17 protein-coding genes are annotated in these 15,904 nt (G+C 56.1%); 10 read left to right on the top strand and 7 right to left on the bottom strand.

From position 1 onward, the window contains the following. The first annotated feature begins 10 nt into the window (after positions 1 to 10). The 6 genes from ACYZT8_RS21135 (at position 11) to ACYZT8_RS21110 (ending at position 3,122) form a co-directional block, all read left to right on the top strand. On the top strand, positions 11 to 319 hold the full coding sequence (locus tag ACYZT8_RS21135) for a hypothetical protein (protein ID WP_461975636.1): 309 nt from the start codon (positions 11 to 13) through the stop codon (positions 317 to 319). Next, positions 316 to 978 (top strand): hypothetical protein, encoded by a 663-nt coding sequence (locus ACYZT8_RS21130; RefSeq protein ID WP_461975634.1) that lies wholly within the window; start codon positions 316 to 318, stop codon positions 976 to 978. Before ACYZT8_RS21135 ends, ACYZT8_RS21130 begins: the two co-directional genes overlap by 4 nt. Before the next feature lie 24 nt (positions 979 to 1,002). Further along, on the top strand, positions 1,003 to 1,920 hold the full coding sequence (locus tag ACYZT8_RS21125) for a phage tail protein (RefSeq protein WP_461975632.1): 918 nt from the start codon (positions 1,003 to 1,005) through the stop codon (positions 1,918 to 1,920). Between the two features lie 19 nt (positions 1,921 to 1,939). Further along, complete coding sequence (locus tag ACYZT8_RS21120; RefSeq protein WP_461975630.1) at positions 1,940 to 2,272, top strand: hypothetical protein; 333 nt, start codon at positions 1,940 to 1,942, stop codon at positions 2,270 to 2,272. After that, a complete protein-coding gene (locus ACYZT8_RS21115; protein ID WP_461975628.1) occupies positions 2,269 to 2,634 on the top strand; it encodes a phage tail protein in 366 nt (121 codons plus the stop codon). The genes ACYZT8_RS21120 and ACYZT8_RS21115 overlap by 4 nt, the downstream gene beginning before the upstream one ends. 62 nt (positions 2,635 to 2,696) lie before the next feature. Further along, a complete protein-coding gene (locus ACYZT8_RS21110; protein WP_461975626.1) occupies positions 2,697 to 3,122 on the top strand; it encodes a cell wall hydrolase in 426 nt (141 codons plus the stop codon). Between the two features lies 1 nt (position 3,123). Here the strand turns inward: ACYZT8_RS21110 and ACYZT8_RS21105 are convergent, their stop codons facing one another. The 6 genes from ACYZT8_RS21105 to ACYZT8_RS21080 all read right to left on the bottom strand — a co-directional run bounded on the left by ACYZT8_RS21105 (position 3,124) and on the right by ACYZT8_RS21080 (position 5,758). Then, entirely contained in the window at positions 3,124 to 3,456 is a 333-nt protein-coding gene (locus ACYZT8_RS21105; protein ID WP_461975624.1) for a hypothetical protein, read from the bottom strand. A gap of 260 nt (positions 3,457 to 3,716) precedes the next feature. After that, the gene (locus tag ACYZT8_RS21100) at positions 3,717 to 4,112 is read right to left on the bottom strand and encodes a hypothetical protein (protein ID WP_461975622.1); all 396 of its coding nucleotides are present in this window, start codon (positions 4,110 to 4,112) and stop codon (positions 3,717 to 3,719) included. A 105-nt stretch (positions 4,113 to 4,217) separates the two neighbouring features. After that, entirely contained in the window at positions 4,218 to 4,427 is a 210-nt protein-coding gene (locus tag ACYZT8_RS21095) for a hypothetical protein (protein ID WP_461975620.1), read from the bottom strand. A 288-nt stretch (positions 4,428 to 4,715) separates the two neighbouring features. Further along, positions 4,716 to 4,958 (bottom strand): excisionase, encoded by a 243-nt coding sequence (locus tag ACYZT8_RS21090; protein WP_461975618.1) that lies wholly within the window; start codon positions 4,956 to 4,958, stop codon positions 4,716 to 4,718. 33 nt (positions 4,959 to 4,991) lie between these two features. Beyond that, positions 4,992 to 5,189, bottom strand: a complete 198-nt coding sequence (locus ACYZT8_RS21085; RefSeq protein ID WP_461975616.1) for a DUF4224 domain-containing protein — start codon at positions 5,187 to 5,189, stop codon at positions 4,992 to 4,994. Between the two features lie 68 nt (positions 5,190 to 5,257). Continuing rightward, entirely contained in the window at positions 5,258 to 5,758 is a 501-nt protein-coding gene (locus ACYZT8_RS21080; RefSeq protein WP_461975614.1) for a DUF4224 domain-containing protein, read from the bottom strand. Positions 5,759 to 6,171: 413 nt separating this feature from the next. Between ACYZT8_RS21080 and ACYZT8_RS21075 the strand changes: the two genes are divergently transcribed. The 3 genes from ACYZT8_RS21075 (at position 6,172) to ACYZT8_RS21065 (ending at position 12,150) form a co-directional block, all read left to right on the top strand. Beyond that, positions 6,172 to 6,312 (top strand): hypothetical protein, encoded by a 141-nt coding sequence (locus ACYZT8_RS21075; RefSeq protein WP_461975612.1) that lies wholly within the window; start codon positions 6,172 to 6,174, stop codon positions 6,310 to 6,312. Between the two features lie 154 nt (positions 6,313 to 6,466). After that, positions 6,467 to 6,883, top strand: a complete 417-nt coding sequence (locus tag ACYZT8_RS21070) for a hypothetical protein (protein WP_461975610.1) — start codon at positions 6,467 to 6,469, stop codon at positions 6,881 to 6,883. Positions 6,884 to 7,335: 452 nt separating this feature from the next. After that, complete coding sequence (locus ACYZT8_RS21065; RefSeq protein ID WP_461975608.1) at positions 7,336 to 12,150, top strand: NEL-type E3 ubiquitin ligase domain-containing protein; 4,815 nt, start codon at positions 7,336 to 7,338, stop codon at positions 12,148 to 12,150. 5 nt (positions 12,151 to 12,155) lie between these two features. Here ACYZT8_RS21065 and mnmC read toward each other — a convergent pair whose 3' ends face one another. Next, positions 12,156 to 14,138 (bottom strand): bifunctional tRNA (5-methylaminomethyl-2-thiouridine)(34)-methyltransferase MnmC2/FAD-dependent 5-carboxymethylaminomethyl-2-thiouridine(34) oxidoreductase MnmC1, encoded by a 1,983-nt coding sequence (mnmC, locus tag ACYZT8_RS21060; RefSeq protein WP_461975606.1) that lies wholly within the window; start codon positions 14,136 to 14,138, stop codon positions 12,156 to 12,158. A gap of 207 nt (positions 14,139 to 14,345) precedes the next feature. Between mnmC and pap the strand changes: the two genes are divergently transcribed. Then, the gene (gene pap, locus ACYZT8_RS21055; protein WP_461975604.1) at positions 14,346 to 15,869 is read left to right on the top strand and encodes a polyphosphate:AMP phosphotransferase; all 1,524 of its coding nucleotides are present in this window, start codon (positions 14,346 to 14,348) and stop codon (positions 15,867 to 15,869) included. The last annotated feature ends 35 nt before the right edge of the window (positions 15,870 to 15,904 follow it).

Here is a 15,904-nt window from a genome sequence, read left to right as displayed (position 1 = left end):
AATGCTCTCTATGGATACCAATTCATTTACGTACCAGGTGATCTGGCAGGGCGTGATCGACTTCAGTGGAGCTACGCCCAGCTACACGATCAGCATCCCCGGCTTCAATCCATCCACCTGCGTTTTCATGATAATCCCAACCAGGGCGCAGGATGTGCAGCTGGCGGAGGACGACGGCCTGGGCAACACCAAGTCTTACCCTTACGTCACCACCTCAGCGGGGCAGGTAACTGTCGCAGCCAAGAACCCTTCGGCTGGCCCCTCTGTCGGTCAAACAAGGATTGTCGCCAAGGGCTACGCGGTGAGGTTCAACGTATGAGTTTCGGTTTTCAAAGCATAAACAATGGCGCGTTTGTTCAGATCGACGCCGAGGCCCCCCGGCTTTGCATGCTGACCAAGGGATCTTACTCGGGCAGCGGTACAGCATCAGCCGTGTTCGCGCGCGCGATAACCAGCGCCGATCCGCCGCTGGTGTTTGTGCGGCCCACACAATCTGGCTCAATTCAGGTGCCTATATCGGTCTGGTTCACCGGAGGCCCAGGCAACTGGACGGGGTTCGCCATGAAGGCATCGGTCGTCTACGGGACACTGGGCGGGACTTACTTCGTAGCCGCCTGGACATCCATGGGCACCGCTGCGTATGGATTGCGGCTTTGGGATCAGAACGCCGCTCTGGTCTATGACAGTGGAGCACCCGCCGTCGTCGTGACCTCCGCCGCGGGAAACTGGACTTACCTCGGTTCCGAGGAATTGAGTGTAGGTCGGCGATACCTGTGGGGGATCAGCAAGCTCCTCGGCGCGGGCGAGCACATTTCCCTCAACCCGTTCGCCCTGAATTGTCACAACGCCTCATCAGGGGGCGGCTGTGCGTTGGGCGTCGATTACGCCAATAGCCGAATCATTATGTACAGCCTCGCGACAAACGCCTGGACTGACCAAGGTCACCGTCCATTCCTCTGCGCCAAATTGCTGGCCTGATCCTTCCATTTCTGGAGATATTCAATGCCCTGGTACAAATCAGGAACGGTCTCTGTCACCCAAAATTCCAATGCTGTGATTGGTGCCGGAACTGCGTTTATTGCCAATGGCCGCGCGGGCGATGGTTTTCGCGGGCCCGACGGTGGATGGTACGAAGTAACCAACATTGCGAGTGATACCGCGATGTCGATCTCGCCGAACTACCAGGGCGCAACTAACGCCGCCGGCGGTTATGCGCTTGCACCCCTGCAGGGCTACGTCAAGGAATCGGCCGATGCGCTGCGGGCGCTGGTCAACACCTACGGCACGAAGTTGGCGGCACTTGGTACAACAGGCAACTTTGATGTCCTGCCTGTGAATAAAGGTGGTACTGGGGGTACAACGGACGCAACGGCTAGAGCCGGTATTGTCGCTGCAAAGTCTGGTGTGAACGCTGACATTACATCCCTCACAGGGATGACGACCGCTCTTAGTATTAGTCAAGGTGGGACTGGTGGTGCAACTCAAGCCTTGGCTCGTACAGGTTTAGGTCTTGGTAGCGCAGCAGTCGCCCCTATCATAGGAACTGTCTCGCAAGCAGGAGGTGTGCCTACTGGTGCTATTATTGAAAGTGGTACGAATGCAAACGGTTCCTACACAAAATGGGCGGACGGCACAATGATTTGTCGTCGTTTTATTAACCTTGGGACTAACTCCGTAACAGTTCCGGCTGGAGCACTATTCATCAGTGTTGACCCTGTTCCCCGTCTCAATTGGGCTGTAGCATTCGTTGGCACCCTTCCCAGCGTTTCACAAGTAACAGCCTCATCTAGTGGTGCCGGTTGGAACTCACAAGGTGCTGCCCCAACTCTAACGCAAACACCTCTGATTTATCTCCTAGAGACGAATTCAGCAAATCGAACAGTAACACTCGATCTTATTGCTATTGGTCGTTGGTTTTAATCCATGAGGCTCTAATCGCATGAAAATTATATTAAGCCCGCAACGTCGCGACGATACGCTTTCAGTGATCAAGCGGGGCGAAGTTTTGATTGTCAGCGGAGAGGAATTCGATCTGTCGTTGGTTAATGAAGGCGACACTCTTCCTCACGAAGCCATTTCTTCGGAGTGGTTTTCGGGAAACGTCGAACGCATCAATGGCGAGCTGACGGTGGCGTTGTGCCTGCCGAACCCGTGGAATTTCAGCCCTGAGCAAGCATTCCCAGCTCCGCTGGAAAACGTAACGGACGGCCCAGTTGCATTTCCGCTCCCGCTTCCACCCGAAGTAGAGGCAATGTCCGAGGAAATTCAATGAATATCGACTGGTCCCAACTCATCACCAAAGCCATGAAAGAGGCCGCTGCCCAAGCCGTGCAACTGGCCGCTGCAAAAACAGAATTGGCCGCGAGAAACTCCAAGGCTTTGGCACAAATTGCCCGCATTCAGGAGCGCATCGATACGATCGGCTTCGGTATCGACATCGGCGAAGCGACCGAAGCGGACGAAGCGGAGCAGGCCGCACTGCTGATCAATCTCAAGGCATGGAAAAAATACAAATTCGATCTTGGAAAAGTAACAACCCAGCCGACCTGGTACGCCGCGCCGGTTTGGCCTGTTGAGCCGGTAGTGCCAGTGATCATTGCTGACCCGGAAGCCCGGTCGATCGACCTAATGTAGAGCGAAACAGCAGCACAGAGCACCCGCCATCGAGCGGGATTTTTTTTGCCTGGAGAAAAGTGATGCCAGTTACCGAGAAAGACCGCGACATCCTCTCGCGCACGCTGTGGGGCGAGGCTCGTGGCGAAAGCCTGGCCGGTCAAATTGCCGTGGCCTGGACGATTCGTAACCGTGTGAACGACGGCAAGACCAAGTCGTGGTGGGGCGAGGGCTATGCCGGTGTCTGCCAGGCGCCGTATCAGTTCAGCTGCTGGAATAAAAGCGACCCGAACTATCCGTCCTTGAGCGGCGCCAAGGCGATCCCGTTTCGTGAATTGGCTCAAGCGCGGATTGCTGCTGACCAGGTGATCGACGGCAAGGTGCCTGATCCCACCGGCGGCGCCACGCACTATTACGCGATCGCCATGAAGAAGGCTCCGGGCTGGGCGGCAAAGGCGAAGCAGACGCTGAAGCTCGGCGGTCATGTTTTTTTCAAGGGCGTACAGTGAGCTAAGGGCTACTTCTTTCTGAGTGCTTCCTGTAATTGCCGCTGCAGGACTCATTTTGTGATTTAACCAACTTCAAGCTACTGATCTCGCTCAGTTGCTCCGATGTCTGGGTTTGCAGGTTTGCCATCCAAATGTTCTTACGCTGGATTTCGGAGGACAGCTGGTCGTTCATGGCAATGAGTCCGGTAATGTTTTCCTTCGCCGCACGCAGTTCCAGCTTCAGCTCCTGAATGTCCTCCTCGAGCATGCTCGCGTAATGCTTGATGGTTTCCAATGCGGTTGGGCAGCCCAGCCAGTCGCTGGTGTCTTCGATTTCGAGGGGGTCCACACTCATGCCTTATTTGTACTGTTTGGATATACAGTAATCGAGGCGCAGAATTCGAGCGAGGGTGAGGCGACGAGCAGTAGATTTTTGGGTTTGTGTTCGGTCGGCAGGACGCCAGGGGTGGGGTGAAACACTGTCTAAAACTACCTCGACCTTTCTCGGTTTCATTGGTCCGAAAGGCGCTAAAGTCGGGCAAGGGTTTTAGACAGTCGCCAATGCATACCTTTGAAATACAAGGCCTGTAAGCCGATCCCGTTAGTACTGCTGCATCATTGGCGCATTTCGAGAGGTCGAGATTCGCTCATCAATGAGGTTTGCGTCGACGAGAGCTTTGCTTCATTCCGATCAGCTATCGGGTTCTCAAGCGCGCGCCGCTCGCGAGCGCGGAAAGTTTTTACTACGGGGATGCCGAAAACGAGGCTTAGAGGCCAGAGCATCAGAGCGTTGAAAATAAAAATGCCGCACGTCAATCGATCTAATTGACTAAGGCCAAGTACTTTCAATGCGCAATTGAAGACAACATTTTGAGCGATTGGCGTTCGATTGCATTCAGTCCAATTTAAGCGAGCTTGATTGAGCTGGATGCATAAGCCTATAAACAGCAGGAATGCCCAAGCTGCTACCAAGCCTAGGCCAATCGACAATATGATTTTGATGATATCCATTCCAAGCCAAATCCGTGAGGGGTGGTAAGAGCCGAGCATAGATTCTGATTGTGAAAATTGGAATCATTGGAAAAAAATATAATGGTCTTTTGATTTCGACGGTGGTCATTCCGGCGTCATCAGCACCGCCAGCGTCATCTTGATGAATTCCTCATTCTGGCCGATCACACCCAAGGCGCCGCGAACATTGTTGCCCGCGGTTGTTGAGCCCTGGCTTTCTACCAACAAGGTCAGTTCCATGATGGCTGCCTCAAGGGCGAGTTGGTTTTCATTGATCTTGTGAAGAAGGGAAGGGAGCAGGTCTGAGTCGGGCATCACGATTTCCTCCGTGAAAGAGGGGAGGGTAGCTGTGGTGACAATGAATTTCCTCATGGCTCTCACAAATCAATCAATCCTAAGCATCTTCGCGAGCAATGGGTGGTTAGTGCCCATCACCGCCGAGTGTACGTCCACGAACTAAATTCCTCAGGGTAATCTCTCCGGTAATTTCGCCTTCTTCAATCCATATTTTTTACCGCTCCAGACTTGCTCTATTGCTGTCATAACGCAGCTCCCCAGCCTCCATGAGCCTCCCCAGTTTTACTGTGATTTTGGCTAGGATTTTCAAAGCCCGAGCCTTTTTCGATCAGCCTCTATTCTTTCAATCAGACTCCGACCTAAGGTTCTTCCTCTCCCAAGCTTCTCGGGTTCACGGTAGTACGCGTTGGGCTCGACGTAGTAGCTCCGGCCGTGCTTGATTGGTGCAGGGGTGATTCTTCCTTCGCGGGCCCATTTGCGGAGAGTATTGGGGCTAGGAGGGGTCCTAAAGTGGTCAGAAGCCCACTCTGCGAGGGTCAGTTTGCTCATGATCTCATCCGTGGTTGGGGCTTGTACTGGCTATTATTTCAGGCGGAGCGCAGGGCTTTTCTTCTTTGCGGTCTGGCCGGCAAGACGGTTGATAACAGTCTGGCGTAGCGCTTTGGGATGACCATCACCGCCGACTGCAAGGCCGATTTGCTGTACCTGGAACCACTTGATTTGAGCGCTTGGCTTCTTATAGCCAGTGAGCTCTGCTACTTCCTCTTTGGTCAAAAACATAATTTGGCCTCGCAAATTTTTTCGGATTCGGCTCTTTTCGCGGTGCGAGTAAATTTGAAGGAATAGTTTCACACGAGCAACATGATGGGTTTCGCTTGGGTGGTCGTCGCGTTCCGCGGGCGTCTTAGATTAGTCGCGTTGGGTTTTAAAGTATCCGTAACAGGTGTGTAAGCGGGCCAATAAGCATCTAAAAATGCCTCATATCGCTTCACGCTATACAGAATTGATCCGTCGACTTTTGACCACACGCCTTCTGGCAATACGGCTCTGGCGCGTTTCCCTTGCAAGGCTCGCCTGGTTGTACCCAAGATATCGGCCATAATGGACTCAGACACCTTGTCCCAGTTTTCCTTTACATCGACCAGCCCACAACCCTGCGCTTCTGGCTCTTCATTATCGGAGCTGCCGCCATCGATTTTGTCTAACAGTGATTGCTTGGGGACTTTGGGGTGCCCGTCTCCCCCGAGAATAAACGGTATTGCATTGGATCGAAGCCAGCGCGCTTGAATTGCTGGCCGTTCGTGACCAGTTAGGTCGACCACTTCGTCCTTCGTTAAGAACACTGCCATCCCCCAGATCATGCGTGCCTATCTAATTCAATACGAGCCCTGCCCGATTTTGACGTGCCCTCCGAGTCGATTCCGCTCGAGGGAGTCTAGAAGGTTAGCAGGAAGTTGCCTGACAAAGAGCGTCATAGGGACGCATTGAATGCAGAGTGGTCATACACGCAGCCACTTTGCCAACCCTCTGATCGGGTGAGGGGCGTCAGGCGGGCGCTGAAGCTCGGCCACCATATTTTCTTCAAAAATTTGCCATGACAGCCTTTCGCAGAGTGTCATCCGTGCTGGTCACCACAGATGAGGGGAGTCTCTGGTTTGAATGCCCGGGCTGCGAAATGGTGCATCGAGTCATGCACGGCGATGTGCCCGAACCGCGCTGGGGCTGAAATGGCGATGTTGAGAAGCCAACCTTCACGCCTTCGGTGCTGGTGCGGTATTGCTGGGCTGATGGTGATTGTGTCTGCCATTCGTTCGTGATCGATGGCTGCATTCAATTTCTCGGCGACTGTACCCATGAGCTGGCAAGTCAGACTGTGGACTTGCCGGAATGGAGCGACGAATAGAAAGTTTTGGGATTGATGTTCAATCGGCAGGACGCATGGGGAGGCCAACTTGCGATTTTGCGCAATGTGAGGGTTTGACTCGGCACGACGCCGTGGGAGCAATGCGCCATTCGCGGTGTATTATTCTTCCTTCATTTGAATCCTAGGAGCCGTGATGCAACATCTGTCCGATGCAACAGTTCGCGAAATCATTATTTTGTCGGAAGCGCGACTAGCGGCGATCCCTCAGGATCAAACCCGAGATCAAATATTGGAAAGCATCCTCAAAGACCCTACCCCAGAAGAAAAGGTGCTCCGGGATTCGCTCAATAGGCTCAGTCATACCCAAGCCCTAGAACTGGTGGCGATGATGTATGCCGGTCGATATGCGGTCGAAAACGAACCATATGAAAGCGACCAGGATGATGACGAGGGCGTGGAGCAACAGCTCCCTATAGAAAAGTTCGAGGATGTTTACAAGGATCATCTCCGCAACTTTCAGCATGACGATGCCGCTACTTTGATCAGCATGTGTGAGCAGAAAACCAACGTGCTACACAGGTATCTCAAGGCTGCTTTGGGTCGCCGCTAACGGACGCGATTTCGAACAGGAAATAATTAAAAATCCGGTAAATGCTCGTACCACTTTTTGTACCATTCCTGCGTTTTTTAGGGGGATTTAGGGGGGGGAATACCCCCTGAAGCCCTTTAAAACCCCCGGACCAAAAACGCCAGCTAATCCGCACATAAAGTCCTTACCGGTTTTTCCGTTGGGGAGGGTTTATCGATACCCGGCCAAAACGGCGGGTACTCAGAAACTGACCCGCCTCGGTTGTGGGAGTTTTAGAACGATAAGTTATAAGCAGGGATTGCCGGACGAATGGCAGGCACGGCAGAAATGGCTTTGCCCGTGGCGGTAATTATTGATGGGATGCATAGAAGTAGCTGCTTGGATGCGCTGCAATTCAACCCGGTATTCGAATTATCAATTGCCTGACGGGCTTCCTAAACTGGTCGTCTCATAACGCAATAAGGATATTGCTCATGCCGGCTACGACTTCCACAACCGCCCCCGTGGCGGTGCCAATGACATCGGCACAACGTCTCGAAGCGTTGTTGGAACACACAGGCGATCTGGACAAGGCGCAAGTGCTGCAAGCATCTATTCCGCAATGGTTGGCGACTGCAGATCTGAACGTGGTGCAGGCTTTGAAGATTTCGTTCGAGCAGTCTTTTGCTGCCCAGGGCAAGGTCACAGAGGCGCTTAAAAAGCTCAAGCCGTTGGACGCGTTCTGCAAAGAGCAACTGACCGGGTTCCTCAAGGGTAAATGGACGAACGATTTCGACGTCGAGCGGGACACGCTGGACATCACAAAAAAAACCTACTCGTCAACAGGTGTGCTCCCAATCTTCGGTTCCGCGGAAGAAGAAGTTACCACCTCGCGGAGCCTGCTCCAGGCGGCCATGGAAAACTTCACCGCTGAGGAAGCGACGAGCGGCGGTATTCCGGCGGACTCGGTCATACGAATCAATGAACAGGCGCAATCAGGCGCTGAAATAACCCCTGAAAAATTCGCCAAACTCTGTCGTGAACTCGACCTGGGTGCCCGCTATCAGCGCCATATCGACGAGGCCCTGGCATTGCCGGCCAAACCCGCAATTGATGCGCCTGTCGATACTCGGGCCAGTGTCGCGGACATCCGGCGGTTGAAGGTGCTGGACATGCGAGTCGCCCTCCACGTGGCCTCCCTGAAAAAGAACATCACTCCCGCTGCTTACACGATGCTGCTGAGTGTGATCGATCAGGATCTCCCTGCGGCTCAAACCAAAGGCGCACTGTTTGATGGCGGGCCGGTGCAGTGGCAGGGCTTGATGATTCATGACACCTGCATCTGTGGGGCGCTGGTATTTACCAAAGCCTCCATCGATACCGCGCCGAAGGCCCGATGTGTGGTTTACATGCCGAACGAACCCCGGCGACCGCTGTATGAATACGACTCGCTGGATGAGTTCAAGGTCTACCTTACCCTCCATTTGCAAAGCAAAAACTACAGAAAGTCGTTCGCCGAGCAGTACCTGAACGGCCACGATAAAACCGGTTTTTTTACCCAGTTTGACAAGGACAAGTCCTCGGGCACGCTCGCTGCCGCTCCCGCCGACACTTGCCTTGCCGATTTTTTCTTCAGTACTTTTGTCAGCACGACTCAAAAAAACGCGCGAATGCTTGCCGTGCCGACTGAAGATGTCGATGAGCAACAACGAGAAAAAACCCTTCAGACATTGCTGGATGGCGGTCTTCTTTTATTGAACGCAGCTGCTTTTTTCGTACCCGTGGTTGGCCAATTGATGCTGGGAGCGGCTGTCGTCGACATCGTCAGCGAGGTGTATGAGGGTGTGGTTGACTGGTCGCACAGCGAGCGCGCCGAGGCGTTGTCCCACTTGCTGAGTGCTGTGGAAAACATCGCGCAGCTGGCTGCTTTTGCCATCGGCGGAAAAGTCGTCGCGACAGCTATCAGTAAGGGTGTGAAGGAGCAGGCGGCATTCTTCGACGGTTTTGAGGCCATCACTCGTGCTGATGGCAAAGCAAGACTATGGAAACCCGACTTCGAACCCTATAAACAGACCACGGCTCTGCCAGTTGACGTGCAACCTGATTCGCAAGGGCTTTACCGGCATGCCGGACAGACGTCGATCGTCATGGAAGGAGCGCCTTATCGAGCCACCCGCAACGCTGCGGGATCGGCATGGACCCTCAATCATCCTGTGCGCACTGACGCCTTCCAGCCTGCAGTGGAACGAAATGTGGAAGGTGGCTGGCGGCATGTTTATGAACACGCGCACGAATGGCGCGACGGTGCTTATGCATTGGGGCGAACGGACCCGCGTCTGGGCGATCTCGGCAGTGATCTGGAAGCGATTGCCGACATCACCGACATGACGCCTGGCAAGTTGCACCAGCTCCATGAAAGCCACCTCAAGTTACCGCAACGGCTGAACGACTGTGTCGAGCGCTTCAGGATTGACCGCCGCATTACCTCGATGGTCGCGGCAATGGAGCGGGGAGAGACCGCGAACAAGGACTTCATTCAGGAGCAACTGCATACACTGCCGAGGCTGCCCGGCTGGCCGGCGGAGCGCTTCATTGAAGTGCGCGACAAGGAGGACCTGGTCGTGTCCCGCTTCCCCGAGACAGGACCATACGATGATGACGTCAACAGCATGCACGTCCTTCAGTCGGATCTGGATTCGGGGAAACTGCTCGATACTGTCATCAGTGGCCTCTATCCGAAAGAAGTGGAGGGCATCATCGGTCGCACGACCACTGAATCGAAATCGCAGCTGTTGGCAAAGAGGATCGCGACACGCCTAAAAAGTCATCGCCAGCCGCTGTTTCAATGGCTCTATAAAACCTGGGACGGTACCGCCACCGGTAACGTGGCGATACTGCGCGAGCACGCCGCTGACCTTCCCACAAAGGTGTGTCAGGAACTGCTGGATAACGCCTCTGGTATAGATCGCAGCTTTCTGCGTGACCGCAAGATCCTCGGAGTGGATCTCGCCCGGCAGGTCAATGAGGCACAGGCGTTGATCAGGCAGGACCGTGCGCTCACCGGGTTGCATCTCCCGCAACTGGCCAATGCCGACACCGACAAGCTGACGATCGGGATGATGGATAGGGTGCAAGGCTGGGATAACAGCTGTCGACTTGAAGTGCGACAGGGTTCAGCGACCGGTACCTTGCTGGACAGCGTGGGCGAGGCAGATGCGCAGGCGCGCGGGGTAATCGTCAAGACGTCCAACGGCTATCAAGTCACCCAAACCAATGGCAATGTGTCTTCCACGCTGACGAGCGACACACTGCTTGAGTCGATACTGGATGCATTGTCTGCCGCCCAGCGCACCCGCATGGGATTCACTGGCACCGACAGGCTGGATGTTCCGACGCTACGGTCACGCTTGTCGAGGGCCGCCAGCGGCGATCCGGCACATGCTGGCCGGGTGCTACGGGGTGAGCGCAGTGAAACACCGAAGCACCTTTCTGCCTGTGTCCAGGCGGATCCCCCCACCGCGGGCTCTTATGCAAAGGGCTTGATTCGTAAAGTCAAAAAGCTCTATCCGTTGTTCACGGATGCTCAGGTTTCGTCGTTTCTCGACAACGCCGGCAGCACCCAGACGCAGCGGGTGAATCGAATCAAGGAGCTGCAACAGCAACTGAAAAACCTGCTCGGCGTGTTGTACACCTGGCGTGACGATGAAGTGCAAATGAAGAAGCTACCGGGGTCGCTCAACGATATCCGTGTCAGCCGTCGTCAGGTGGCCAATGCCATCGAAAAATGCTGGCGCCGGATAGCCTGGCAAAATCAGCCTTCTACTGCGCTCGCGCTGGAGCGCAACCCTGCAGGCCCGTTGCCAACGCTGACCGAACAGGATGTCGCCCATGTGCGCAGCCTTTCAATCAAGGACATGCAGGCGGGCGATGAACTGGCGTATTTCCTCAAACCGTTCAAACGGCTTGTCACTCTGGAACTGGACCGCAATCAACTCACACGATTGCCTGAAGTGTTGTCGCACATGCCTGACCTCCAGCACTTGAGGCTGGGGGGTAACCAGATAGCGCTGACCGAACACACCTTGCGTAAACTGGCCGACATGCGCAATTTGCGCACGTTGGGGCTCAGCGGCAATCGTTTGGGGGCCACGATTGATGTCAGCAAAATGCTGGATCTACAAGTACTGCTCCTGCGCGATACTCACGCGACGGAACTGCCTGTCGGGCTTTCCCGCTTGCCGTATCTGGACTTTGTGGACCTGCGGGGAAACCAGATTCGGGAGTTGCCTCAGTGGCTGTTCCAACTCCCTCAGCGATTCGCTCTGGCGATCAATCTGCGCCATAACCCCATATCCGCGGCGAGCCGTACAAGCCTGCAGACCTACCGAAACAGAACCGGCATCGGGTTGGGGCTACTGCAAAATGAAACCGCGGTGCTCAATGATCAAAGGGCTCGCGACCTGTGGATGCCCAAACCGGCTGAAGAGACCTATGCCGGTCGTAATCGTGCATGGCTGGCGCTGAAGAACGAACCCGGTTCGAAAGAGTTCTTTGAATTGCTGGCAGAAGTCGGGAACTCGGCGGATAGCCGCTTTGTGAACGAAGACATGACCCGGCGGGTCTGGAGTGTCATTGAGGCGACTCAGGCTGACTCGGCGTTATGCACTCAATTGCTGTCGATGGCAGTGAAAGCCAATTGCGCCGATGACGCGGCGGCGATCTTCAGCAATCTTGAGGTCGCCGTCGAGATCGACAGGGTGGTTCGACATTCCGCGAATGCCCATGATCAGGCTGCTCGGTTATTGAGACTCGGACGAAGCCTGTTCCGTCTGGATAGTCTTTCCAGAATGGCTCGGGAAAAGGCCAAGGCTGATCCTGCACTCGATGCAGTGGAAGTGGAGCTGGCTTATCGCACCGGCCTGGTCGACAGGCTCGAACTGGTCGGTCAGCCCAGGCATATGCGTTATGCATCGCTAAGTGGTGTAAAAGCCAATGATCTGGATGTTGCCTACAACAAGGTGATTACCGAAGAAATCTCATCCGAACTATCGACTTACATCTGTGGCCGCACATTCTGGAGCGACTTTTTGCGACAGCATCATGGCAAACAGTTCACCGACCTGACTGCCCCCTTTCACGTGCGGATGGAAACGGCCTTCGAAAACGAGGCGACGCTTGGCGCGGGCTATCGCCCACAGGTCGACGGCATCGCAGCTGAGTTGAAGAAGGCCGAGACTGCTTTGTTAAAGAGTCTGACCGAGGCGGCCATTAAGGCTGATGAGTCAAGGACTTGCTTTGCACTGGATTGAACGCCTCAAGCCTTGCCTCGAATCAGTCGCCGCAAGGCAAAGCGATTTGGATGACAGGCCTCGGCCACGGATCTGGGCAACGGCAGCGGTTCGTTGTCGAGCCAGGCTGCCAGCAACTCGCCAGACAACGGCGCGGTGATCAGTCCTCGCGAACCGTGGCCGCTGTTGACGTACATGCCGTCCAGCCATGGGCAAGGGATGTCCGGCGTTTGCCGGGCATCCTTGCTCAGGGCGATGTAGGCGTGGGCGAAGGCCTGGCTGTCAGCCAAAGGGCCGACAATCGGCAGGTAATCCGGGCTGGTGCAGCGAAACGCTGCGCGACCTTCAAGTGCCTCGGGTTGTAAGGCGTCTGCGCCGAGTCGGGCGACCAGGTCCAGGGAGATTTCTTCGAGCATCTGCAGGTTGCCGGCATGCTCGGCGGTGGTGGGCGTCAGGTCGTCGTTGTTGAAGTCGAAACTCGCGCCCAGGGTGTGTTCACCCAGGCGGGCCGGCGCAACATAACCCTCGGCGCACACCACGGTGCTCAGGCTCTGGCTTGCAGGTGTCTGGGGCAGGCGGGTGATCTGTCCGCGAATACGTTTGAGCGGCAAATCGCTGCTGAAGTCGAAACGCTTGATGTCTGCAGCACCGGCCAGCACCACCATCGGCGCGCTGGCCAGCAACCTGTGGCCATCCCACGCTTGCCATTGCCCCTCCACACGACGCAATTCCAGTACATCGTGATGGGGCAGGAGCTGGATATCTGGATGCGCCGCTTGCCATGCGCACAGGGCTGGCGGATGCACCCAACCGCCTTCGGGGTAAAACAAACCACCCGATTGCAACGCGATCCCCGCGCGAATCTCGGCGTGTTCTCGATCGAGCGTGTGCAGCAAATCTTCGGGAAACGCTTGCGCCAATTGCGCCTGACGCTCTGCTTCCTTGGCATTGAAGGCCAGTTGCAGCACGCCGCAATCGTCCCAGTCGACGCTGCGCTGCAAATGCTCCAGCAGGCGCCGGGTGTGGCCGAAACCACTGACAATCAACTGCGACAATGCCGTGCCGTGGGCCGAAAGCTTGAGGTACAGCACGCCCTGTGGATTACCCGAAGCTTCCTGCGCGAGTGCATCGTGCCGCTCCAGCAAACTGACGCGCCAACCTCGCGCCGCCAGGCTGGCGGCGGTGGCGCAACCGGCCAGGCCTGCGCCGATCACCAGCGCATGACGTTCGCCGGTTGCTGGTCTCGGGCGTGCAAACCAGGGTTTTGGGGCGGCGGCTGTCGGGGCGTCTTCAGGCCAGCCGAGAAACACGCCGCGCAGGATTTCCCATTTGTGGCCGATGCCGGGCGTGCGCTTCATCTTGAAGCCCGCCGCGTTCAGCAGGCGGCGTACCCAACCGGTACTGGTGAAAGTGCTGAGGGTCGAGCCGGGCGCGGCCAGACGCGCCAGTTCGGCGAACAGTTCGGCGGTCCACATGTCGGGGTTTTTTGCCGGGGCAAAACCATCGAGAAACCACGCATCAATTTGTGCGTCCAGTTGCGGCAGTTGCTCCAGCGCATCGCCGATCAGTAGCGTCAGCGTGATGCGACCCTTGTCCAGAACCAGCCGTTGGAAGCCTTGATGGATCGCCACGTATTGCGCCAGCAATTGATCGGCAAACGGTTTGAGTTCCGGCCATAAGGCCAGGGCCCGCTGCAAGTCTGTTTGGCTCAGCGGGTACTTTTCGACGCTGACAAAATGCAGTCGCGCCCCGGCCACCGCGTGCTGTTCGAACAGCTGCCAGGCGCAGAGGAAGTTAAGCCCGGTGCCGAAACCGGTTTCGCCAATGACCAATCGCCCGCCGTCCGGCAACGCGGCGAAGCGTTCGCGCAAACCGTTTTGTTCGAGGAATACGTATCGGGTTTCTTCAAGGCCTGACTTGTCCGAAAAATAGACGTCGTCGAACACCCGCGAATACGGGCGACCCTGGTCGTCCCAGTCAAGTTGGGCGTGAGGCAATACAGGTTTCATGGCAGGCTCGGCAACGGCAAGGCGGCCATTCTAGCTGATCGCCGTGGCGGTGCTTGATCCATGGCAAGTGCCACAGTGGGGGTGTCTGGGAAAATAGTTGCTTTGTGGCAAGCCCCCTATCCACTCAAGCCCAAGTCGCAGGGAATTTTCTCTGCTGACTAGCGGCTCAATCCGCTAGTCTTGCTCAATCCGGGAAGGGAGCCATCCATGTTCGAATCTGCTGAAATCGGTCACGCCATCGACAAAGAAACTTACGAAGCTGAAGAACCGGCGCTGCGTGAAGCGTTGCTCGAAGCGCAGTTCGAACTTCAGCAGCAAAAGCGCTTTCCGGTGATCATCCTGATCAACGGCATCGAAGGCGCCGGCAAAGGCGAGACGGTCAAGTTGCTCAACGAGTGGATGGACCCGCGCCTGATCGAAGTCCGCACCTTCGATCAGCAGACCGATGAAGAATTGGCGCGCCCTCCGGCCTGGCGGTATTGGCGGATGCTCCCGGCCAAGGGGCGCATGGGGGTTTTCTTCGGCAACTGGTACAGCCAGATGCTGCAGGGCCGTGTCCATGGGTTGTTCAAGGACGCGGTACTGGATCAAGCGATCAACCAGTCCGAGCGTTTTGAAAAAATGCTCTGCGACGAAGGCGCGCTGATCTTCAAGTTCTGGTTTCACCTCTCCAAGAAGCAAATGAAGGCGCGCCTCAAGGCACTCGCCGACGACCCCTTGCACAGCTGGCGCATCAGTCCGCTGGACTGGCAACAATCCCGGACCTACGACAAATTCGTGAAGTACGGCGAGCGCGTGTTGCGCCGTACCAGCCGCGACTACGCGCCTTGGCATGTGATTGAAGGCGTGGATGCGCATTACCGCAGTCTGGCAGTGGGCAAAATCCTGCTCGAAGGTCTGCAAAGTGCCTTGAAGCGATCCAGGATTCATCCCGCCAAAGTCAACGCTGCGCCACTGCCGATCCATGTCGATCAGTTGAACCTGCTCGACAGCCTCGACTTGAGCCAACAACTGGACAAGGACGATTACGAAGAGCAACTGATTACCGAGCAGGCACGATTCTCGGGCCTGATGCGCGACAAACGCATGAAGCGCCATGCTTTGGTCGCGGTGTTCGAAGGCAATGATGCGGCCGGCAAGGGTGGGGCGATTCGTCGCGTCGCGGCGGCGCTCGATCCACGCCAATACAGCATCGTGCCGATTGCCGCGCCCACCGAGGAGGAGCGGGCGCAACCGTATTTGTGGCGCTTCTGGCGACACCTTCCGGCCAAGGGCAAGTTCACGGTGTTCGATCGTTCCTGGTACGGGCGTGTGCTGGTGGAGCGAGTCGAAGGCTTCTGTCCGCCCGCGGACTGGCTGCGGGCCTACAGCGAGATCAATGATTTCGAAGAGCAGATTTACGAGTCGGGCGTCATCGTGGTCAAGTTCTGGCTGGCCATCGACAAGGAGACGCAACTGGAGCGTTTCGAAGCGAGAGCAGAAATCCCCTTCAAGCGTTTCAAGATCACTGAAGACGACTGGCGCAACCGGGACAAGTGGGACGCTTACCGCGCGGCCGTCGGCGATATGGTTGACCGCACCAGCACCGAAATCTCGCCGTGGACCCTGGTGGAGGCCAATGACAAGCGCTGGGCCCGGGTCAAGGTCCTGCGCACGATCAACCAGGCGCTGGAAGAAGCGTTCGAGAAATCAGACAAGCACGACAAGAAGGCCAAAAAACACAAGCCGTGAGCCGATGGTTACGCATACGCGGGGTGAATGATTGT

The organism is Pseudomonas sp. LB3P93 (assembly GCF_054898025.1).
The sequence above is the reverse complement of the archived record's forward strand: the minus strand, read 5'-3'. Positions and strand labels throughout refer to the sequence as shown.